This is a genomic window from Trinickia symbiotica, assembly GCF_002934455.1.
Taxonomy (GTDB): domain Bacteria; phylum Pseudomonadota; class Gammaproteobacteria; order Burkholderiales; family Burkholderiaceae; genus Trinickia; species Trinickia symbiotica.
The window spans coordinates 1-21,563 of the sequence record NZ_PTIR01000001.1 but is presented as its reverse complement, the minus strand read 5'-3'; the positions used below and the strand labels follow the sequence as shown (position 1 = coordinate 21,563).

The window sequence follows — 21,563 nt, the reverse complement described above, 5'->3', positions numbered from 1 at the left end:
CCATACGACCCATATCGAGTCCGCGCAGTAACACGCTAACTACGGAGTGAGGAAGGCATAATGCCTAGCGACACGCTTGTCGATCAATACGGCCCACGCGATTCAATGGAATACGACATCGTGATCGTCGGCGGCGGCCCAGCCGGTCTTTCGGCCGCGATCCGGTTCAAGCAGTTGGCCGCTGATAGTGGAACCGAGATCGGCGTGTGCGTGCTGGAAAAGGGATCCGAGATTGGCGCCCACATTCTGTCGGGGGCCGTAATGGACCCGCGCGCGCTCACCGAGCTGTTCCCCGACTGGAAGGAACGGGGCGCGCCGCTCACCGTCGAAGTGACGGAGGACCGCTTCCTGTTCCTGTCCGAGAAGGGCGCGGTCGCGACGCCAAACTGGGCGCTGCCCGGCAACTTCAAGAATCATGGCAACTACGTAATCTCGCTGGGCAATGTCACGCGCTGGCTTGGGCAACAGGCCGAGGCGCTCGGCGTCGAGATTTTCCCCGGCTTCCCGGCCGCCGAAATTCTCTACAACGACGACGGCTCCGTAAAGGGCGTTGCGACTGCCAATATGGGTGTGTCCAAGGACGGTGAGCCGCTCGAAAACTTCCAGCTCGGCATGGAACTACACGCGAAGTACACGCTCTTCGCCGAAGGCTGCCGCGGCCATCTCGGCCGTCAGTTGATCTCGAAGTTCAAACTCGACGCGAACGCCGATCCGCAGGCATACGGGATCGGCATCAAGGAATTGTGGGAAGTCGATCCCGCGAAGCACAAGCCGGGCCTTGTGGTCCACACGGCCGGCTGGCCGCTCAAGTCGGATACGTATGGCGGCTCGTTCCTGTATCACATGGACAGCAACCAAGTGGTGGTCGGCTTTGTGGTCGGTCTCGGCTACACGAATCCGTACCTGTCGCCGTTCGAAGAGTTTCAGCGCTACAAGACGCACCCGTCGATCCGTGCGTTCCTCGAAGGCGGCAAGCGTGTGTCGTACGGCGCGCGAGCGATCACGGCCGGCGGCCTCTTGTCGTTGCCCAAGCTCGTATTCCCTGGCGGTGCGTTGCTTGGCGACGAAGCGGGCTTTCTAAACGCATCGCGCATCAAGGGCAGTCATGCGGCGATCAAGACGGGGATGCTGGCTGCCGAAGCCGCGTTCGACGCGGTTCGCACCGGCCGCCGGGCGGACGAACTGAGCGCGTACCCCGACGAATTCATGCAGTCCTGGCTGTATCGGGAGCTGTATCGCGCGCGCAACTTCAAGCAGTGGATGGCGAAGGGACTGTATCTTGGCACGCTTATGGTCGGGCTCGAGCAGAAGGTGATGCGCGGTAACGTGCCGTGGACGCTACATCACAAGCATGCGGATCACGAGATGCTGAAGCCGGCTTCGCAGTGCGAGCCGATCGCTTACCCGAAGCCCGATGGCAAGCTGACATTCGACCGCCTATCCTCGGTGTTTATCTCTAACACGAACCACGGGGAGAACCAACCGTCGCACCTGACGCTCAGGGACGCGAGTGTGCCCGTAAATGTAAACCTGCGAATATACGCGGGGCCAGAAAGCCGGTTTTGCCCGGCGGGCGTGTATGAATTCGTAAAGAACGACGACGGCAGCGACCGGCTGGTGATCAACGCTCAGAACTGCGTGCATTGCAAGACCTGCGACATTAAAGACCCGACGCAGAACATCGTGTGGGTTCCACCCGAAGGCGGCGGCGGGCCGAATTATCCCAATCTATGATCTCAGTGGGGCCGAACAGTGAACGCCATCCACATCCGATCGGGTCCGTAGGCGGCGTAATTATCTATCCAGTGCAGGCTGTCGGCGCCACGCGACATGCGCAAATCGGTCAGCCGTCGGGTCAGGGTTTGAAACGCGAGGCGCAGTTCGCCGCGCGCAAGCTGATTGCCGACGCATAGGTGGATGCCTGCACCAAAGCTCAGATGACTCGCACTGTTCGGGCGATCCAGGTTGACGTCCGCCGGACAGCCGAATTGGCGTGGGTCGCGGTTCGCTGCGCCGAACCGTACCTCGACCATCGAGCCGGCAGGAATGGTCACACCCCCGATCTCGACATCGATAAGCGCTCGCCGAAACAGTGTCTGCAGCGGTGCGGTCACACGCAACGTCTCTTCGACGAACGCACGCGCCCGATCGGGGTTTAGGTGGATTTCATCGACGAGTTCCGGGCGCTCGATCAGCGTCTTCATGCCAAGCGCGAGGGTCGTCGTGGTCGTCTCGTTGCCCGCGACCAAGATCTGCAAGATCAAGCTCTGCAACTCGCGCATGTCGAGCCGACGCCCATCGGTGTCGAGGTTTGCCAGACGGCTCAGGAGCTTGTCGTCGGGCGTCGCGCGCACACGTTCGATTTGGCGTGCCATGTATTGCTGCATTTCAATCAACTCGCGCGCGAGATCGACCTGTTGTTCTGGCGTGAGCAGCGGGTCAAGGCTTTGCATGGCGACGTCCGACCACCGCTTGAATCGCTCCCGGTCTTCGCGTGCCACGCCCAACTGCTCGGCAATCACGTACATGGGTAGCGGCACTGCGAACGCGTCGAGGAAGTCAATCTCGGGCTGGCCTGCGAAGCCGTCGATCAGCTCGTCAATGAGCTCCTGAATTCGGGGCTCCAGGCTCGCTACCTTCTGCGTCGTGAAGACCTTATCGACGAGTGTGCGATAGGTGCGATGGCCTGGCGGGTCGTTCGACACCAGCGTGTTCATGGGCAGCCAGCCTTCCGTCTCGAACAGACGGTTGGCTTCCAATGCCCAACGATCGCCCATCACCCCCGTGTTGTTGCTCAGCGCAGCGACATTCAGCATCGCTTTGCGCACGTCGTCGTACCGCGTGAGGATATAGTGGCCGGACTTCGGATCGCGGTACACCGGCTGCTCTTCGCGCAGACGGTCATAGGCCGCAAACGGGCAAGCATAGACTTCGCGGTCGGCGAAGCTGATCGGCGGGTTACTGGCTTCGATGCTCATTATCTCTCCTTGCACCCGAGCTCCGGGCGATGGGTCAAGCGGGCCTCGTCGCATGGCGCGGGCCTCGTCTGGTCGGCCTTCAATTCGGCCGTTACAAAAATGTCAAGAGCGCGTCGTTATGGACGCCGATGACTTCAACTCCGTTGCATGTCAGCGTGCGCGCTCGTCCACCGGCAGCTCAGATCAGCTGGCCGTAGGCGAGCGCTTCGCCCGCCGCGGCCCGCACCGTGCGGTCTTAGTTTGCGGCGGAGTGAACGTCTGCCGCTGCAGTCAGGCCAGCCAGTCTGCCGAAAATTAATGCATTGGCGATACCAATCCCCCCACCGACGTAGCGGCGTCCCATGGTGCATCCAAGCACTTCGCCGCCCGCGTAGAGGCCAGGAACCGATCGACCATTCGCGTCCAGCACCCTGCCGAAATTGTCGATATCCAGTCCGGCGTGGCATGAGACGATGGTCGAAGCCCGAATCTCCAGTGCATAGAACGGCGGGGTCCGGAACGAGTACATCTTTTTCGTCTTCTTGAAAAACTCGGGATCATCGCCCGTTTTAGCGTATTCGTTGTAGCGATCTAGCGAAGCGCGTAGAGCCTCAGCGGAGATATCTGCGCGGTGCGCGAGTTCTTCGATCGAGTCGGCCACTTTCACTCTGCCGGTTTCCACGTGCCTGCGGATGACATTGACGCGCCAGCTTTCCGATCCGGGATCATTGATGTAGTGTTTCACCACATTCTCGTCGGCGCAGGCCTCGGCAAGTGCCGGCTCGTCGAAAATCGCGAAACATCGCATTTCAGGCTGTTCGTTCACCAGGTAGCCCGAGACCGCATAGGAAGCATCCTCCGCAATGAAACGGCGACCGTCGCGATTGACGACCATCGCCCAGTCGGGAAGAAACGCTTCAGTATCTTTGACGAAATTCGGGCTACATACGAGTAAGCCGTTGTCAATTCCGGTAACATTGGCGCCCGCGCTCTCGCCGAGCTTGATACCGTCGCCCATATTGAACGGCACCTTTTCATAGAAGGAGTACACACGGCTGCCGTGGGCCGCGGCGGTCGGCCAAAGCCGTTTGATCATCTCCAAGCTGTTTCCAAATCCGCCCGTGGTGACGATGACTGCCTTCGCACGCAATTCCGTTCCTGCAGCGCGAACCCCGCACACGCGCCCCCCCTCGACGATCAGTTCAGAAACTCGCGACCCCAGCGCCACTTCCACGCCGTTCGCGCCCGCATCGTTGGCGAGCGACTGTACGATGCCAATTCCTGCGCCAATGCTTTGATGTCCACGCGGGCACCCGCCCACACCGGATTCCACAATGGCGCTTGGCGGGAACTCATTGCCAAGTTCAATCAACCAGTCGATGATGGAAGCGCCACCCTCGCACATGATTTTTGCAAGCGCGGGCCGTATTGACCATTGATTAAGGGACATCATGTACTGGAACATCGCCTCCGGTGAGTCGACAATGCCGGCATCCCGTTGGACACGGGTACCCGCCGCATAAACAACGCCGCCCGCAAGCGCGGTGGCGCCTCCCAGCATCTTGTCGGCTTCCAGGATCATCACGGACGCACCATTCCTTGCCGCATGGCACGCCGCGGACAATCCGGCACCTCCACCACCGATCACAATCACGTCAAAGTCAATTGCCACAGTCGGTTACCTCGTTTAGGTATTTGTGAAGTGCAGCTCAATTCAAAAGGGATCTGCGGGCGGGGCTTGAGTTCTACCTCAGTCGGGGTGTTGGTTCATCGTGGCTCCGGATGAGCGGTTTTACGGGCTCGGAAAAAAGGAGTAGTGGAAAGCCGCGAGCATCTGTTCACACCGGTGTAGCGGGCGCTTGCTTGAGGGGCAGGGAAGCGTCCGCCAGCAGGGCCGGCTCGATCTTTGCGCCATTGGCGACCAACGCGCGCCCTTGCACGAAGTCGCGAGCGGCATTGACGCAGTCGAGCGCGATCACTCGCCCGCGCCGCAGGTAGACAACCGAGAAGCTCCGTGTCGACATGTCGCCGCGGACCACGGTCTGGTCGTAGTCCGTCGACAACCCCACGGTCTGCAACTTCAAGTCGAATTGGTTCGACCAGAACCACGGCACCGCGTGGTATGGACGTGGATCGCCGACGATCGTGCGCGCCGCTGTGGTGGCCATGTCCACCGCGTTCTGAACCGATTCGAGACGAACGTGAGCGCCGTCGGCGAACGAGTTCGGGTGGAGCGCGCAGTCACCAACGGCCAGGACGTCGAGCAGACTGCTGCGCGAGAACGCGTCGACCGTGACGCCGTTGGACCCCGCGGCGCCAGCCGCGATCAGGGGCTCGACGGCAGGGTCGATGCCGATGCCCACTACTACCATCTCCGCAGGTAACACGCTGCCATCGGCGAGCCTGACACCGGTGGCCCGGCCGTCGCATGTCTCGATAGCATCGACCATCGCGCCGAGCTTAACGACGACGCCTCGCGCGCGGTGTTCAGCCTCATAGAACCGTGACAGCGCTTCACCGGCCACGCGTGCCAGCACCCTTTCGCGGGCCTCTAGCACGGAGACCGACTTGCCTTTCGCCACCAGCGCCGCGGCTACTTCCAGGCCGATGTAACCGCCACCGACGATGACGACATGCTGAACGCCGGTCATTGCGCGCTGGATTTCGTCCGCATCGGCACGCGTGCGCAGACCATGGACACCCTTGGCCTCCGCGCCCGGGCAGTTCAGAGGGCGTGGCCGTCCACCGCAGGCCCATACCAGCCGACCGTAACCGAAGGTCTCGCCGCCCGCCGTCCGCACAGTGTGTGCGGCAGGGTCGACGACGACGACACGATGGCCGCTCAATACCTGCACATTGCGTTCAACCCAGAACGATGCCGGACGGATCAGCAGCCGGTCGAATGGCTTTTCTCCGCTGAGGAATTCCTTCGAAAGCGGGGGTCGCTCATAGGGCAGTTCGGGCTCGTCACCGAGCAGGGCGATGCTGCCGTCGAAACCCTGCTGGCGCAGCGCCAGTGCCGTGTGGGCACCGGCATGGCCCGCCCCCACGATCAGCGCGTCATACGAACGGTCCATGTCACGCCTCCTCGGCGATAGTCACGCGTAAGCCATCCAGCGCCTCGGTGAACGGAATCTGACACGACAGGCGCGATGTCGCGTCGCGCGATCGGGCACTGTCGAGCAGATCGCTCTCTTCGCCGCTCATAGGCGGCAGCCGGTCTGCAAACGCTAGATCGACGATGTGCACATGGCAGGTTGCACACGAGCAACAGCCACCGCACATCGCGAGCATTTCGTCGATGCCATGATCGCGAATCAGTTCCATGACTGAACGGCCATCACCCGCCTCGATGACCGACTCGGCGCCATCGCGCCGGATCACGACGAGGCGGGCCATCAGGCGCGCCTCACCGGTTGAGCGTCTGGACAGACGCCGAACCGCTTTGGGCGGGCGGGTAGAACTTGGCTGACTAATGGCGTCATTGGCATCGTGTCTCCTAGCCCGCGCAACTGTGAGCGCATTTAATTGAAAATCGTACCGTACAGTACGATATGGTATCGTACATATCGAGCGGGCCGATTGTCAAGGTGGCGCATAGCAAGCCGAGCTCTCGGCGCGATGGTGAAAAGGAGATGGGAACAGTGGCGGTCAGAAACTTGAAGAAACGACAAGCGATCCTGGAGGCGGCGTACCAGTTATTCCGTACAAACGGCTTCGAGAGGACCTCGATGTCTGCGATAGTGGCCGTCGTCGGTGGGTCCAAGGGGACGATCTATGCGCACTTCGGATCAAAGGAGAAGCTTTTCGTCGATTGCATGTTCTCCGTACCCGAGTACTCGATGGCCCGCATGCTCGAAGGCCTGCGCGCCGAAAGCAACGATCTGGACGCGCAGTTGCGGGAGTTCGGCGAATCCTTTCTCCGCCTAGCGTGCACTTCAGAGGTCGTCTCGGTTCGGCGCCTGATGATCAGCGAGGCGCAGCGCGGCGGTGTTGGCCGGATGTTCTACGAAAGATTCCAGACTTTTCAGCAGGAACTCGCGTCCTTCGTTTCGAGGTGGATGGCACACGGGCGGTTGCACCGAGCCGACGCGCACATTGCCGCCACGCAGCTGCGCCTGCTCCTCGAGGCGGAGGTGATCGACCCGCTGCTGCTATGTGCGACCGACGGCCCGATTGCCGACGTCGATGTCCGGCGCATGTCCAGCCGCGCCATCGACACGTTCTTGCGTGCCTACGCACCCAAAGCTGTACAGACTACCGAACCGGCACCCCAAGGCGCCCCGGCTCAGTTCGCGCCTGGTGGCTGATGCTGATACAGCCGTTCGCGCAACTCGCGTCGAATCAGCTTGCCCGTTGGCGAACGGGGCAACTGATGCACGAATTCGAAGCGGGCCGGAGCCTTGATGCGGCCCAGCCGCGCCTCGCACCACGCCGGCAGATCGCGTCGAAGCGCGTGCTCGTCGCATCCGGCCACGGCGACAACGAACGCGACAGGACGTTCGCCGAACTTCTCGTCCTCGGTGCCGATTACGCCCACGTCTGCCACGCCCACCATTTCCAGCAGTGCGGCTTCGATCTCCTGTGGATAGATATTCACGCCGCCGGAGATGATCACGTCGTCCATGCGGTCGGTCAGGTATAGATAGCCTTCCGCGTCGAGGTAGCCGATGTCGCCAAGCGTCTGGTAGCCCTGCGGGCTCGTTCGATCCGCCGTCTTGTTCGGATCTCCGAAGTATTCGAACGGTGTCACGCCAGAGAAGTAGATGCGTCCCGTGCAACCTGGTGCCAGCTCGCGGAATTCTTCGTCCAACACGTGCGGCACGCCCTTGACGGTGCGCCCGACCGAGCTTGGATGGGTCAGCCACTCCTGCGTGCTGATCATCGTAAGGCCCACGCCTTCCGAGCCCGAATAGTATTCGACCAGGATCGGCCCCCACCAGTCGATCATCGCGCGTTTCACTTGCGGTGGACACGGCGCGGCCGCATGCAGCGCCACGCGGTGCAAGGGCGACCGGAAGTCCCGGCGTGCTGATTCAGGCAGTTGCAACAAGCGCTGGAACATAGCAGGCACCCATTGCGAGTGCGTGATGTGCTGCGTCGCGAGCAGCTGGAGCGCCTCGGCCGCATCGAACTTGCGCATACCGATTACGCAGCCGCCCGCAGCGGTAACCGCCAGTGCCGCCCGTAATGGGGCTGCGTGATAAAGCGGCGCCGTGGACAGATAACGCACGCCGTGGTCGAAGCCGAAGAGCGGAATCAGGTCGGCCGCAAAGGTCGGGGTTGCCCGTTGATCGGCCGGCGGTAGAGGACGCCAGACGCCCTTTGGCGCCCCCGTGGTGCCTGACGTGTAGAGCATCAAGGCGCCAGGTGCTTCACCGACTCGCGGCAACTCGCTTTGGTCTGCCATGTCCTCGCTCAGCGATCGGAAGCCCGGCACCGCATCACCGTGCCAGAACCAGTGCGCCACCGCAGCGCAGTGCGCAGGCAGTTTCGCCACATGGGTTTGCACCGATCGGTCGGCAACCACCAGACGGGCTCTGCAATTTGTGATGATGGCGGCCGCATCGGGCAGCGCGAGCGTGGTGGCAATCGGCGTGTAATACAGACCGCTGCGCCAGGCGGCCCAAGCCATGACCAGCGTGAACGGCGAGTTGGTCAGGCTGGCCGCGACATGGTCGCCACGCTTCAGCCCTAGGGCGTCGAAAAGCCGCGCCAACTGATTTGCCTGAGATTCCAGCTCGGCATAGGTGAGCACGGTATCGCCGATCTGAACGGCAATTTGCTCGGGGTGGCGCTGTGCCCAATGGCGTAGATCATAGATCATGGCGGTAAATTGTAATGGAGAGGAGGCTGCGCCACGTCAGGCCGATCCTAGGCGATCGCGATGCACACCGTCCCCCGTGCGAGGTCAGCGCACGTGCTGATTCAGGTCGGCCAGGTATTGCCGGATGCGACTTCCGCCTCACGCAGCCGATCGCCTTGTAGCTGCTCGATCGCACGCCTCCCTCGTGGTGGTCTGCGAAGCAGAATTGCCTGCAAGAGGCGGACGATGTCACATGTTTGTGATGGATCGCGGTGAAGCGCTAGGAATCTACCATATGGTATGGTACGATACCAGTATCGCCATCGCCCTACCGATGTTTTTTAAGGCGCCGGCGGATCGAATGGGATGGTGCTGACTTTTGGGCGAGGTGCGAACCTCTATTCACTCGAATCTGCGCCGCCCTTTTTCTGAACGAACGGTAAGTGAGGGCACTGATGAGCATGGGACGTCTGGCTGGAAAGGTCGCGATTGTCACGGGCGGTGCGTCGGGGATGGGCGCTGCCACAGTAAAACGATTTCGAGCCGAAGGTGCGGAAGTGTTTGTGGCCGATATTCAGGAAGATCTTGGCGGCGAAGTGGCCAAGGAAACGGGGGCGACCTTCGCGCGTCTCGACGTTGCGAGCAATGAGGACTGGATAAGCCTGGCTGCTCAGGTGGAGAAACGCTTTGGGCGCCTTGACGTTCTATTCAACAACGCGGGAGTTGTAGGCGGCGAGAACACCGTGGATCGAATCGATCTCGCTGTATGGAATCGTCTAATTTCCATCAATCAGACTGGGGTGTTGCTCGGTTGCCACCACGCCGTGAAGTTGATGCGCCGGAATCCGGGGGGGTCTTGCGGCTCTATCATCAACACGGCGTCTACCGTGTCATACGTCGCGTTGAGTCATGACATCGCGTACAGCGCGACTAAGGCAGCGGTGCGGAATCTCACGAAGTCGGTCGCTGTTTGGTGTGCTCAGGCGAAGACAAACATTCGGTGTAATTCCATCCATCCTGGGCCCATCGACACGGCTATTTTTTCGCATGCCGTGCCCGCGGGGACGGATATGGCCCCGATCATGAAGGCGCTGAACGCGATGGCCCCCGTGGGGCGCATGGGGCGGCCCGAGGAGGTTGCCGCGGCTGCAGTCTTTTTTGCGTCGGACGAAGCGCCGTTCGTCACGGGCGCCGAGTTGGTCGTCGACGGGGGCATGATCGCGGTGCATCCCGACCTTCCGCGAGAATAACCGTCGTTCAGCGACGCGTCGACAGGCTCAGGGGCAGGCCTGATGGCCTGCTCGCGTCTCGCGATGGCCGGGGGCACACAATGACCATTGTCGTCACTGATTTCATCAAGGCGCCTGTCGAGCGAGTGTGGATGATCGTCGCCGACTTTAGCGGGCTCAAGCGGTGGCACCCGGAAGCCATTCGGTGCGAGACCGTCGGCCACGGTGTGGGCGCCTTGCGGACGGTGCACTTCCGTGACTGGTGGGCGACCGAGCGGCTTGAGCGACTGGACGGTCTCGAGCGCGTCATCAAGTACACGGTCGTCGAATGCAGTCGGGTGGCGAACATTGGCGTAAAGGGTTGCATTACGCTGACACCGCTTAGCGCCGAATCTACTCGCGTCGACTGGGTGGCCGGCTTGGATGCTCGTAGTGAACATGCCGCGGATGTCAACATGGCGCTCAAGGCCTACTATCCCACCCGCATTGGTCATCTGAAGGCAGCGCTTGGCTTGCTCGGCTAGATTCAACGACGTGATGCGATGCGGCTATCGCCCAACGTGTGAGCGGGCGCTCATCCCGTAGCCCCGTATCGGCGCAAGTCCAACGGTAGAACGTTCAGCGATCGATTTTTTGTCGCGTGTAAAGGAACGAAATGGATCTCGGTATTCGAGGGCGGAAAGCGATTATCAACGGTGGGAGCGCCGGACTTGGTCTAGGAACAGCCTATGCGCTGGCTCGCGAAGGCGTCGATCTTTTCATCTCGGCTCGTAACGAAGCAAGGTTGAACGATGCCTGCGAAGCGATCCGTCGCTCCACCGGCGCGAAGGTTGTAGCTGTAGTCGCAGATCACGCGACGACGGAAGGCCGAGCGCGAATTCTAGCTCGCTGCCCGGAGCCGGATATCCTCGTTGGCACCTGCTCGCCACCGCCCTACATCGAGGATTTTCGCTCGATCTCAGAACATGACTGGCGTCGCAATTTCGAGCTCACAATCATTTCTCCGGTCGAGTTCATGCGATGTGTGGTAGACGGCATGGCTGAACGCAGGTGGGGGCGCATCTTGAACATTGCTACAGCAGCGGCCAAGTTCCCCCACCCTTGGCGAATCTTGTCGGGCGCACCGCGGTCCGCATTGACTAATTACTCTGTTGCGGTGGCTCGACAGGTTGCTCAGTACAACGTCACCATAAACACGCTGCTTCCTGCGATGCACGATACAGACGGGATTCGAGCTATCTACGGTGCTAAGGCAGCCGAAAACGGCACGGACGTGGATTGGGAGATAGCCGAGGCAGTGCGATCGATACCGATTCCTGCGGGCAGGTTTGGTTCGGCGGACGACTTTGGTTGCATCGCGGCGATGTTTTGCGCTGAGCAAAGCAATTACATCACCGGGCAAAGCCTGGTTATCGATGGCGGTGTGACGAATTCTGTGTTCTGACGCGCTCGTCGCGTCAAAGACGACTTCACTGCTGGGCTAGCATTAGCCAGCGAGGCCGGGATGCGGTGGCGACCGCATGGGCGGATTTTCCGTTATTCAATGGACGAGGAGAGTAACCGTGAGCAAGCGTGACGTAGTGGTCCTTTCGGCGGTCCGGTCGGCAATCGGAAGTTTCGGCGGATCTCTCGCCGACATGGAGCCTCCCGAGCTTGCCGGCATCGTAATGAAGGAAGCCGTCGCGCGCTCCGGTGTCGACCCGCTTGCGGTCAACTACGTGACGGTAGGCAATACGATTCCCACCGACAGCCGATTCGCCTACGTGGCCCGCGTGGCGGCCATCAACGCGGGACTCCCGATGGATTCCGTTGCGATGTCAGTTAATCGGCTTTGCTCCTCCGGCCTCCAGGCAGTTGTGACGAGTGCCCACAGCGTGTTGCTCGGTGACTGTGACTTCGGCATCGGCGGCGGCGTCGAGGTGATGAGTCGCGGCGGCTATTTATCCACCGCGATGCGCTCGGGCGCGCGCATGGGGGACACGAAACTAGTCGACACGATGGTCGCCACGTTGACCGATCCGTTCGGCGTGGGTCATATGGGTATCACGGCCGAGAACCTGGCGGCCAAATGGAGCATAACGCGTGAACAGCAGGACATGCTGGCCGTTGAGTCGCATCGTCGTGCGGCACGGGCAATCGCGGAAGGGCGGTTTAAATCGCAGATCATTCCCATCGTTAAGAGAACGAAAAAGGGGGAAACGATTTTCGACACCGACGAGCACGTGAAACCGAACACGTCGCTGGATATCCTTGCCGCGATGAAGCCGGCGTTCAAAAAGGACGGGTCGGTTACCGCGGGCAACGCCTCGGGCATCAACGACGGAGCGGCCTTTCTCGTCATTGCTGATTCGGCTGCGGCGGCTGCGGCCGGCCACAAGCCGATCGCCAGGCTGGTGTCTTACGCTGTGGCTGGGGTGCCCAACGACGTTATGGGCGAAGGCCCGATTCCCGCTACGCGGCTGGCGCTGAAAAAGAGCGGACTTGAGCTCCATCAGATGGACGTGATCGAGAGCAATGAAGCTTTTGCCGCGCAGGCTATCGCGGTGGCACGCGCGCTGGAACTCGACATGGAAAAGACAAATCCGAATGGGGGTGCCATCGCGTTGGGTCACCCCATCGGCTGCTCTGGGGCTTTCCTTGCCACCAAGGCGATCCACGAGCTGCATCGCACTGGCGGCCGATACGCGCTAGTCACGATGTGCGTCGGTGGAGGGCAGGGAATCGCGGCTATCTTCGAACGTGTATAGGGCTCAAGAGGAGACGGAATCCGAACTACGCGCGACGACGTCGCGCTGAGTGCTGACCAGCCCTTGCTCACGGTAACAGATGACGAGGCGATGGGGTCATCAGAACACGTATATCGATGCACTTGCCTTGATAATAGATGCATGGTTCCTCGGTTAGGGCGGGCCGAGAGAAGACCGCGAAACAGACGGCGCTTACAATACCTGCCGCCACAATCATCAGAATTGCTCGAGTGCGTCGCTTCATTGCAGTCTCCTCCTGGCTTTTCCGGAGTTTCACAATCTTTGCGTCCTGTCCTTCGTATGCAATATGGGACGATCCGAACCGTGCAGGGTGACGGTTTGCCGCTTTGCTTGCGGTAAGCGTTTATCCCTCGGAGGCGGAAACCGGGATTACCTTGATGCTGATTGAATCGCTCGGACCGACGTGGGCTGCGCTGGCCGCAATCCGCTCTTCCGGAGCCGTACCATAGGCGGTGGTCCGCTGTCGAGGCAGCCGACCTTCTGACGTGATGAGCGCCGACAGTGCTGAAGGCGTCATTTCCTGGCCGTGAACGGCACCAGCGCTGCGCGTGATCGACTCATTCATTAGCGTGCCGCCCATATCGTTCACACCCGCCCGGAGTGCGGCCTGTGCACCGAGCGGCCCCATCTTGACCCACGATGTCTGAATGTTCCCAACGTGCGGATGGAGCACGAGTCGCGATACGGCATGCATGAGCAACGCTTCGCGAAACGTCGGGCCCTTGCGCGATCTGCCTTTGCGATAGATCGGCGATTCCATGTGGACAAACGCAAGCGGGACGAATTCGGTGATGCCCCCGGTGTCGGCCGCGAGGTTCCGCAGCCGGAGAAGATGGCGGGCCCAGTGTTCCAGCCGCTCGATGTGGCCGAACATGATCGTGGCTGTGCTCTTCAGGCCCAGACTATGAGCAACGGACATCACTTCCAACCATTGATCCGTCTTCAGTTTGTCGGGACAAAGCGTAGCCCGCACTTCGTCGTCAAGGATCTCTGCGGCCGTCCCCGGGAGCGTGCCGAGGCCGGTATGCTTCAAGCGCGACAAATATTCTTTGAGCGGCAGGCCGAGCGTTTGAGCACCTTGCCAGATCTCGAGTGGCGAGAAAGCGTGAACGTGAATGTCGGGCGCGGCCGCTTTGACGGTCTTAAGAATCGAGAGGTAGCTTTCCCCCGTATACGACGGATGAATGCCGCCTTGCAGACAAACCTCCGTCGCGCCTCGTTCCCATGCTTCGCGAACGCGATTGCCGATCTCGGCTTGATCGAGGTCATATCCGGCGCCGCGGTGGGCGCGTTGGCCTTTGGAGAACGCACAGAATTGACAGTGGAAGTAACAGATATTGGTGTAGTTGATGTTGCGCGTGACCACGTAGCTCACCGTATCGCCGCAGTGGGCTCGCCGCAATTGATCTGCCGCGTGGCAGACGTGTGCAAAGTCCTCGCCCCGTGCCTGGAACAGTCGGATCACATCTTGCTCGCCTAGCGCGCCTCCATTGGCTGCGCGCCGGACGATCTCGTCCAGATCCGGGCTGACCAGTGCACGATCGGCTTCGCGCAAGTAAGAGAGGTCGGCGGCCGGCGGGGGCACCTGGCCTCCCGCCACCCAATCGTCAATACGCGCAAAACCCTCGGTGTCGATCTTGCGGAGCACGGCGGTACGCAGTCCTTCGTCGACCCAACGGGCAATGTCAGCGGCGAATCGAGGGTAGATAGTCAACCGCTCTTGCAGGTACTTGCCGCTCGCCAGTGTTTCCCGGGTCAGCTCTTCGAGATGAGGCCAAGGGGCTTCGGGATTGACGAAATCCGCAGTCAAAGGCGACACGCCGCCCCAGTCGTTGATGCCGGCTTCCAACAGTGTGCGCAGCACGCCTGGGGAAAGATTGGGAGGCGCTTGGATCCCCATGTCCGAGCCGAAAATGATCCGGGCGACTGCGATCGTCCAGCACAATTCATCGAGGCTTGGCTCGCTGGTACCGGCCATCGGAGTGCCTGGTTTCGCTCGGAAATTTTGGACGATGACTTCCTGTAGATTGCCGTAGCGAGCGTGTATCTCGCGTAACGCTAGCAGGGCTTCGACGCGCTCGCGCCGGGTTTCTCCGATACCTATGAGAATCCCGGAAGTCATGGGCACGTTTTGCCGTCCTGCAGCCTCGAGCGTGGCTAGTCGCGCCGCCGGGATTTTATCGGGACTACCAAAATGGGGCATCCCACGCTGGCAGAGGCGGTCGGACGCGGATTCCAGCATGATGCCCATGGAGGGCGCCACGCGGCGTAGCTTGGTGATCTCCTCATCGGAGAGGCAGCCGGCGTTGACATGCGGGAGCAGTCCGGTCTCCCTGAACACCGCTGCGGCAACGTGCACCACGTAGTCAATGGTCGTTTCGAAGCCCAGCTTATCTAATGCTTCCCGTGCAGCGGGATAACGCAGTTCCGGTTTTTCTCCAAGCGTGAACAGCGCTTCCTTGCATCCCATGCGGGCGCCTGCACGGGCTGTCTCGAGCATCTCGTCGAGCGTCAGGTATGCTGTATGGACGGATGGAGACTGCCGTGAAAAGGTGCAGTAGTGGCAGACGTCCCTGCAAAGCCGCGTGACCGGCAAGAACACCTTACGGGAATAGGTGACAACATTACGCGCGCCACGGTCGCGAATTTCCGTCGCCGCGGCCAACAGCAGTGGCATGTCATCGCAGGCGGCGAGCATGAGCGCCTCCCTTGCGGACGGCAGAGCCCCGCTCGCGGCGGCGCGAATCACAGATTGAATATCGGTCATGGTGCGGCCTCGATTTCATTCCCGAATACCGGGGTGGCGATTTTGGCGAGAAATGCGGCAGTGTGTGAACTGCACGCGTTCGTTCGTGCAGCGGCCCTGAGTATCTCGAGATCGTCTACGGTGTCTACGTCGAGCGCGGTAGCAGGCATCTCAACGTTGGCGACGACGCGATGCTGCCGAACGCATTCGTCGACGTGCAGAGCATGACTATTTGTCCCGTAGTGGTAAGTGAATGCGTCTGGCCGCTCAGCTAGACAAATATTGGTACCGCCATCGCGCGAACGGGCAAGCACGACGCGCCCCTTGCCGCTGAGATTGCTCCAGGTATCGAGCACATGTGTGAGGGCACTTGCAGTCAGCAGCGGCAGGTCGGCATGCACGACCAGCAGCGCGGTCGCGCCTCTTGCGGCCGCGACTCGCGCGGCGCCGGCGATCGCGGCATTCAATCCCGGTGCCCCAGCGACGGTCCTTTCGTCAAGCCAGACCGCGCCGTTGCGGGCTGCCAGTTGCTGAACCGCAGGCGAATCCGACAGCACGCAAACGTGCTCAGCAACCTTCGCGCTTTGCAGGGCGGAGATCACGTCTTCGGACATGGCGCGAGCGAGTTCGGCGCGGGCGGCGGAACTCAGGGTGGCCGCCAGCCGACTCTTCGCCATGGCAAAGTCTTTGACGGGCACGACGGCCCAAATCACGTCAGCGCGAGAGCTCATGGCAATATGCGATCACGGACCGTGCGAGACGCAGTTTGTCGTCGTCGTTGTTCATCAATGTCGGCATGGCCTCGCAGGCGAGGCCCAGCTCGCGTATGCACGCGACCTCATCACTGTCCGTCTCGTCGACGATGAAGGCGGTGACCAGATCGCGGTAGTGCTTTGCTACGGCAAGCGAGGAGATCGGTAGTCCCAGCTCGCTCATCATCTTTGCGGCGGGGCCCTTGACGGCCTTGCCGCCGATAATGGGTGACACCGCGACGATAGGTGTGTGGATGGACCGCAGCGCTTCCTCAATGCCGGGAATGGCTAGCATGGGGGCAATACTAACGAAGGGATTCGACGGGCAGAAGATCACCGCGCGAAGATGGGGAGAGTCAAGTCCGGCACGCAGCTCGGGATGCATGGCGGCGCTGTCCGCTCCAGCGAAGTGGAAACCCGTGACGCGAGGTTCGCAGCGACGGCGTACGAAGTAGTCTTGAAAAGGCAGTTCGCCTTCCGCTGTATGGACGATGGTGCTCACAGAGTCGTCAGACATGGGCAACAAGCGCTGCGCAATGCCGAAGGCGGCGCACATCTCGGCTGTGACCTCGCTCAAGCGTGCCCCTTCGCGCAGCCGCTGAGTGCGATATAGATGCGTTGCGATGTCGCGGTCGCCGAGACGGAACCAGTCCGGGCCACCAAGCTCGGACAGTGCGTCCAGGCAGCTCCATGTCTCGCCCTCTACGCCCCAGCCCTGTGATCGATTTGCCCTGCCGCAAAGGGTATAGGTGATGGTATCGAGGTCCGGGCAAATATGTAGACCGAGGTGGTCGAAGTCGTCGGCTGTGTTAGCGACTATAAGCAGTTCGTCGGGCGGTAGAGCGCGTGCAAGGCCGAGCGCGAGTTTTGCGCCTCCGACGCCGCCGGAGAACGCAATCGTGCTGATTTTCTTCATCGGAACAAGTCCTCACTCTTCGGGCGAATCAACGCCCTGCCGTCAGCGCTGCTGCAGCGGAAGCGAACCCCACGTGCGAGTACGACCGGCGTGCCTTCGTCGGCCTGCCCCATCAAGAGGGAGCCGGCGGCAGCTAATTCATCGACGATGGCAATTTGCGTGCGTTCAAGTTTGCGCCCAAACAGGTCGGGTTGGCCCACCATGTCGCGCACCGGCTCGATGCCCGCACAACCGATCGCGAAGCCCACGACGCCGTTGCGCCAAGCTCGTCCGGCTGAGTCGTTGATGATCACGGCAATATCGACGTTGCAGCGTACGCGCAGCGTATCGCGCAGAGCTTGAGCCGACATATCGGGATCTACCGGCAACAGCAGCACGCGCGGATCTTCATTGTCATCGGACGTGATGTTAGAGCGGTCAATGCCTGCGTTCGCGTGTACGTAACCAAGCCGATGCTCGACGATGATCACGCCCGGCCGTTGGCGCACCACCTCACGCGATTCCTTCAAGATCAGCTCCACCACTCGTGGATCCTTCTGGGTAGTGGTGGCGAGTTCGAGGGCCGCGGCAGACGGCGTGATTTCCGACAGCCGTGCGTAGCGGCCCTCCGCTTTGGACACCACCTTTTGCGCGACGATTACGACGTCGCCAGTGCTCGGTTCAAGCCTGGCTCGCGCGTAGCCGTCTAATACGATCTGTGCGAGATCGTCTCCTGGCTCAATCGCCGGAATTTCCGGCAGCGCGGTTAGCGTCAATTGGGTTGGCACGGTTGACTCGCTTTGGTACGGTTTCCGGCAGATAACGGTCGTGGGACGTGCCTGCTAAACACCCGTAATACGGATCCCCGCATGGCATTTGAACTGGCGATTGATCGTGATCAGCACCGATGTGAGGGCTTCCGCCGCCGCGGCATTGTTGATCGGGCCGGCCTGGAAGCCGCGCATGCCGCATGCTTCGACAAGTTTCACGACCGCCGCCCGGGCCTCAGGGTCGTTGCCGCAGACGAGCACATCGCAGTTGAGATCGTGCCCCGACTGCAGGTGATCGGCCGCAACGTTCTGAAATGCCGATACCACGCGCACGGCATCGCCAAGAAAGGCCTGCGCGGCCTGGCCGGCGGAGCCGGACGCTGGCAACTGGACGGTGCCGACCTTGGGCGGCACGAGCGGTACTGTAACGTCGACCAGGATTTTGCCGTTGATATGTTCTTTGACAGCCGCTAACGTACCCTGCTGATGGCTGAACGGGACAGTCAGCACGACGATATCGGCAGCGTCGGCTGCCGCAACATTGTCCATGTCCGTCAAGTGCGCGTGAGCTACCCCTCGCTCGGCGAGAACGCTGCGCAGGCGGTTGCAAGCCGCTGCCGCCTTTTCACGATCGCGTGAACCGATGATCACTGGGTATCCTGCTTCGATCCATCGAAGCGCAAGCCCTGATCCGAGGTCACCGGTGCCACCAATGACGGCTAAAGAAGGTTTGGTTTCCATGCTTCAACTCCTGACATCGTGCGAGGGTTGACGCCGTCATCTGCTGGCTCGCGTTTCTGACGAGCGGTGTTCAGCGCCGTTCGTTTTCCATTACGCGAGGGGCCGAAGCAGGACATCGTCAGACATAAAGGTCTGCGTAGCCGTCGACATGACGTTGGCACGGCCTCTCCGTGGACAACGATCGAATCGGTCTCTTGGGAAGTGGGTCGCATATGCGAAACGACAGTGTCTCTCCGATGCAAGCTGCGCTGTAGCGGATCAACCGGATGCGACTACCCACACAAAAAACATAATGGCGCCCACAATGCTTCCGAGGAAGGCAAAGAAGTCCTGCTGTTCGCCGATTTTTTTGCCGATGGCGAGGCTCACGAATCCTCCGAGTGCGGTGACTCCGAAACAGACGAACAACGCCGCGCTCACGGAGATGACGAATTCCATTAGACCGTTCGAAGGATTGTCTGCCAGGTACCATCGGACGCCTGCACCCAAGATGCCCAAAGCAGCGAGGACACCATACAGCGGGGCGTCGCCATGTCGAAGTGTCATCTGCATCGTCTCCATCGATATAATTTATAAGCGCCGCCTTCGACTATTAAGCGTACTACCTACTACAGTCGAGGGTGCCGAGGCACTTGCGATATGCACCTGAAGTTATGGACATGTGCATACCGTATGTACACATACAATACTGTCGGAGAACCATAACGTCAAGGCGATATTCGCTTGACGTCCCTGATGGTGGAGGAGCTTTGCGGGTGATTGATTGGCTGCGTACGAGGGGGGCGTGGCCCGGGCTTTTGCAGCGTGCGACCGCCAATCGGCCATGTGAGCGACGTCTGAGACGGAGCGCGCCGAGGGAGAGCGTTGTGGCGGGACGTCGGAAATGCCTGCTAACATATGGTAAACACGTATGTCATGGTTTCCGAGAAGGGCTCGAACTTCGGCCCGGAACGGGGTAAGCGAACATTCAAGGATGACGGATGAACCAAAAGGCAGAGTTGCCGGCCCGCAAGAAGAAGACGAGCGCGCCGGCAAACAATAGCGTGCAGCAAAATCGGGAAGAAGGCGGCTGGGATCAGAGGCTCGGTTTTTTGATGCACGATGTCTCACGATTGCGCCGCACCGCCTACGACGGCTATATGAAGCCGCTGAATATCACGCGCTCCCAGTGGTGGGTGCTGATCTATCTCGCTCGCCACGACGGCATGATCCAAAGTGACCTGGCTAAGTTGCTCGAGTTGGGGAAGGCCGCTCTTGGGGGACTGATTGACCGGCTCGAGGCTTCTGGCCTGGTCCGCCGTGGCGCGGATGACGCTGATCGGCGCGCCAAGCGAATCTATTTGTCGCCTGCGGGCGCGAAACTGATTAAGGAAATGCAGGTACGCAGCGATCAGATGAACGAGCGTATCCTCGAAGGGCTGAGCGCTGAAGACCGCGAAAATCTGACGAACTTGCTAACCCGCGTTAAACGAAATCTGCAAGCTATCGTCCGCGACAATGAGTGACGCTCGGCCATTTCAGATCTCATTACAAGTTGGGACGCGTGAACATCGGTGCCTCGCAAGGCCACGTCGAAGTGAGTCCAGAAAGCTCGCCGCGCGCGCTGAGCAAAGAAAAGCTTGAGGGTTAACGCGGAGATTTCCGCAATCGACGTGGCCTTCGGGCCGGCGTCGTTGTTATTCATGTCGGCGTTCCCAGTTCGCTCCTCAAGGACACTTTTAGCCAGGTTCGAACGTTTTTCTCAAGCAGTTCCAATCAACGGGGCTGGCCGGCATAAAGCGCCGAGGGCATGGACTCGCTCGGCCGCGCTCGAGCGGCTTCATTCGCGGCCTATCAAAAAGGTGCTGTCAGCCTAATCGAAGTCTCGCAGGCGGAGGAAAGCTTGTTGTGCACGTCCGATGGGCGGGTCCAGGCACAAGCGGAATCGGCTCGCGCGGCGGTCGCTGCGTTCAAGGCGCTCGGTGGCGGCTGACAACCGAATGAATCCATGACCGTAGCAACCCAGTAAGGACCGCGTACAACGCGCGTCGCCGAAAATACTACCCTGCTCGATCAAGACGCGTTCGCGATGCGACTGGGGGCAAGTACGTCCGACATGCCAAACAATGCCTTGCAGTTGGTATGGCATTGATATAGTATGCAAGCGAACTGTTATGCCGATGATCGGTGCTCGAGCCGTTCCCGGCCACTGCTACAGCGTGCGGCGAACATTGCGGAGGGGCCTTAGACATGGCCGGACTATGGTTTGACGAGTTTGAGGTTGGGCAAGTGTTCAGGCACGACGTGCGGAGGACTGTCACAGAGACGGACAACGTCATGTTCAGCGCAATGACTCATAATCCAGCGGCAATTCACTTGGATAGGGAATACGCGAGTACAACGGAGTTCGGCCGCCCGTTGATGAATAGCATCTTCACTCTGGGGCTTATGGTCGGCATTTCCGTCAGTGACACGACGTTAGGTACCACGGTTGCAAACCTCGGGTGGGACGAAGTCCGCTTCCCAAAGCCTCTCTTCGAGGGCGATACCGTTCGCGTCGAGACCGAAGTGCTTGATTTGCGCAAAAGCAAGTCGCGTCCGGACAATGGAATCGTCGTCTTTCGGCACATGGCTTTCAATCAGCGGGAAGAGATCGTGGCCACCTGCAAGCGGTCAGCGTTGATGTACTGTAAGCGCGAATTTAAGCGCACCTAGAATCGGAAGCTGAACGAGCGCAGGCTTGCGTCCGCAACTACAACTTGCGGACGCAACCTATGACTGAGAACGAAGTTGATTTCCTTCCGCTGCGGGTGAGCGGCGTCACCGCGGCAGGCAAGCGCAAGTTTGACGCTGAGGGTAAGCGCAAGCTGATTGACGCCTGCCTGCAGCCGGGCGCGTCAATTGCCGGACTGGCGTTGAA

At 60.6% G+C, this 21,563-nt stretch carries 19 protein-coding genes and 2 pseudogenes; 10 read left to right on the top strand and 11 right to left on the bottom strand.

Annotated elements, in window-relative coordinates:
• Positions 1-60: 60 nt before the first annotated feature.
• A complete protein-coding gene (locus B0G57_RS00105) occupies positions 61-1,734 on the top strand; it encodes an electron transfer flavoprotein-ubiquinone oxidoreductase (RefSeq protein WP_026229270.1) in 1,674 nt (557 codons plus the stop codon).
• Positions 1,735-1,736: 2 nt separating this feature from the next.
• Here B0G57_RS00105 and B0G57_RS00100 read toward each other — a convergent pair whose 3' ends face one another.
• From B0G57_RS00100 to B0G57_RS00085, 4 genes are all read right to left on the bottom strand, one after another.
• Positions 1,737-2,978 carry a cytochrome P450 gene (locus tag B0G57_RS00100; protein ID WP_018438512.1) on the bottom strand — a complete coding sequence of 414 codons (1,242 nt, stop codon included), beginning with the start codon at positions 2,976-2,978 and terminating at the stop codon, positions 1,737-1,739.
• Positions 2,979-3,213: 235 nt separating this feature from the next.
• Complete coding sequence (locus B0G57_RS00095; RefSeq protein ID WP_026229269.1) at positions 3,214-4,629, bottom strand: FAD-dependent oxidoreductase; 1,416 nt, start codon at positions 4,627-4,629, stop codon at positions 3,214-3,216.
• Between the two features lie 166 nt (positions 4,630-4,795).
• Positions 4,796-6,034 carry an NAD(P)/FAD-dependent oxidoreductase gene (locus B0G57_RS00090; RefSeq protein ID WP_018438510.1) on the bottom strand — a complete coding sequence of 413 codons (1,239 nt, stop codon included), beginning with the start codon at positions 6,032-6,034 and terminating at the stop codon, positions 4,796-4,798.
• 1 nt (position 6,035) lies between these two features.
• Positions 6,036-6,356 (bottom strand): 2Fe-2S iron-sulfur cluster-binding protein, encoded by a 321-nt coding sequence (locus B0G57_RS00085; RefSeq protein WP_018438509.1) that lies wholly within the window; start codon positions 6,354-6,356, stop codon positions 6,036-6,038.
• Positions 6,357-6,601: 245 nt separating this feature from the next.
• On the opposite strand from B0G57_RS00085, the gene B0G57_RS00080 reads away from it, so the two are divergent.
• A complete protein-coding gene (locus tag B0G57_RS00080) occupies positions 6,602-7,267 on the top strand; it encodes a TetR/AcrR family transcriptional regulator (protein ID WP_158256592.1) in 666 nt (221 codons plus the stop codon).
• On the opposite strand, the gene B0G57_RS00075 is transcribed toward B0G57_RS00080, so the two are convergent.
• Positions 7,246-8,784, bottom strand: coding sequence for an AMP-binding protein (locus B0G57_RS00075; RefSeq protein WP_018438507.1), 1,539 nt, complete (start codon positions 8,782-8,784; stop codon positions 7,246-7,248). The two genes, B0G57_RS00080 and B0G57_RS00075, sit on opposite strands and share 22 nt — an antisense overlap.
• 434 nt (positions 8,785-9,218) lie before the next feature.
• On the opposite strand from B0G57_RS00075, the gene B0G57_RS00070 reads away from it, so the two are divergent.
• The 4 genes from B0G57_RS00070 (at position 9,219) to B0G57_RS00055 (ending at position 12,739) form a co-directional block, all read left to right on the top strand.
• Positions 9,219-10,013: an SDR family oxidoreductase gene (locus B0G57_RS00070; protein WP_018438505.1), complete on the top strand. Its 795-nt coding sequence runs from the start codon at positions 9,219-9,221 to the stop codon at positions 10,011-10,013.
• 80 nt (positions 10,014-10,093) lie between these two features.
• Positions 10,094-10,516, top strand: a complete 423-nt coding sequence (locus B0G57_RS00065; protein WP_018438504.1) for an SRPBCC family protein — start codon at positions 10,094-10,096, stop codon at positions 10,514-10,516.
• Between the two features lie 131 nt (positions 10,517-10,647).
• The gene (locus tag B0G57_RS00060) at positions 10,648-11,436 is read left to right on the top strand and encodes an SDR family oxidoreductase (RefSeq protein WP_018438503.1); all 789 of its coding nucleotides are present in this window, start codon (positions 10,648-10,650) and stop codon (positions 11,434-11,436) included.
• Between the two features lie 76 nt (positions 11,437-11,512).
• Entirely contained in the window at positions 11,513-12,739 is a 1,227-nt protein-coding gene (locus B0G57_RS00055) for an acetyl-CoA C-acyltransferase family protein (protein ID WP_020565950.1), read from the top strand.
• Between the two features lie 364 nt (positions 12,740-13,103).
• Here the strand turns inward: B0G57_RS00055 and cofH are convergent, their stop codons facing one another.
• The 6 genes from cofH to B0G57_RS30720 form a co-directional block, all read right to left on the bottom strand.
• Positions 13,104-15,527 carry a 5-amino-6-(D-ribitylamino)uracil--L-tyrosine 4-hydroxyphenyl transferase CofH gene (cofH, locus tag B0G57_RS00050; protein ID WP_018438501.1) on the bottom strand — a complete coding sequence of 808 codons (2,424 nt, stop codon included), beginning with the start codon at positions 15,525-15,527 and terminating at the stop codon, positions 13,104-13,106.
• Positions 15,524-16,237: a 2-phospho-L-lactate guanylyltransferase gene (gene cofC, locus B0G57_RS00045; RefSeq protein ID WP_018438500.1), complete on the bottom strand. Its 714-nt coding sequence runs from the start codon at positions 16,235-16,237 to the stop codon at positions 15,524-15,526. Before cofC ends, cofH begins: the two co-directional genes overlap by 4 nt.
• On the bottom strand, positions 16,221-17,174 hold the full coding sequence (cofD, locus tag B0G57_RS00040) for a 2-phospho-L-lactate transferase (protein ID WP_018438499.1): 954 nt from the start codon (positions 17,172-17,174) through the stop codon (positions 16,221-16,223). Before cofD ends, cofC begins: the two co-directional genes overlap by 17 nt.
• On the bottom strand, positions 17,171-17,941 hold the full coding sequence (gene cofE, locus B0G57_RS00035; protein ID WP_035468023.1) for a coenzyme F420-0:L-glutamate ligase: 771 nt from the start codon (positions 17,939-17,941) through the stop codon (positions 17,171-17,173). Before cofE ends, cofD begins: the two co-directional genes overlap by 4 nt.
• 54 nt (positions 17,942-17,995) lie before the next feature.
• The gene (gene npdG, locus B0G57_RS00030; protein ID WP_026229268.1) at positions 17,996-18,664 is read right to left on the bottom strand and encodes an NADPH-dependent F420 reductase; all 669 of its coding nucleotides are present in this window, start codon (positions 18,662-18,664) and stop codon (positions 17,996-17,998) included.
• Positions 18,665-18,922: 258 nt separating this feature from the next.
• Positions 18,923-19,216 (bottom strand): hypothetical protein, encoded by a 294-nt coding sequence (locus B0G57_RS30720; protein ID WP_146013332.1) that lies wholly within the window; start codon positions 19,214-19,216, stop codon positions 18,923-18,925.
• Positions 19,217-19,644: 428 nt separating this feature from the next.
• Here B0G57_RS30720 and B0G57_RS00020 point away from each other — a divergent pair, with 428 nt between their 5' ends.
• The 4 genes and pseudogenes from B0G57_RS00020 to B0G57_RS00005 all read left to right on the top strand — a co-directional run.
• Positions 19,645-20,169 carry a MarR family winged helix-turn-helix transcriptional regulator gene (locus tag B0G57_RS00020; RefSeq protein WP_018438495.1) on the top strand — a complete coding sequence of 175 codons (525 nt, stop codon included), beginning with the start codon at positions 19,645-19,647 and terminating at the stop codon, positions 20,167-20,169.
• Between the two features lie 275 nt (positions 20,170-20,444).
• A pseudogene (locus B0G57_RS31505) lies at positions 20,445-20,636 on the top strand (TolC family protein); the annotation flags it as partial.
• A 257-nt stretch (positions 20,637-20,893) separates the two neighbouring features.
• Positions 20,894-21,358, top strand: a complete 465-nt coding sequence (locus tag B0G57_RS00010; protein ID WP_018438492.1) for a MaoC family dehydratase — start codon at positions 20,894-20,896, stop codon at positions 21,356-21,358.
• 59 nt (positions 21,359-21,417) lie between these two features.
• Positions 21,418-21,563, top strand: a pseudogene (locus tag B0G57_RS00005) (IS66-like element accessory protein TnpA); the annotation flags it as partial.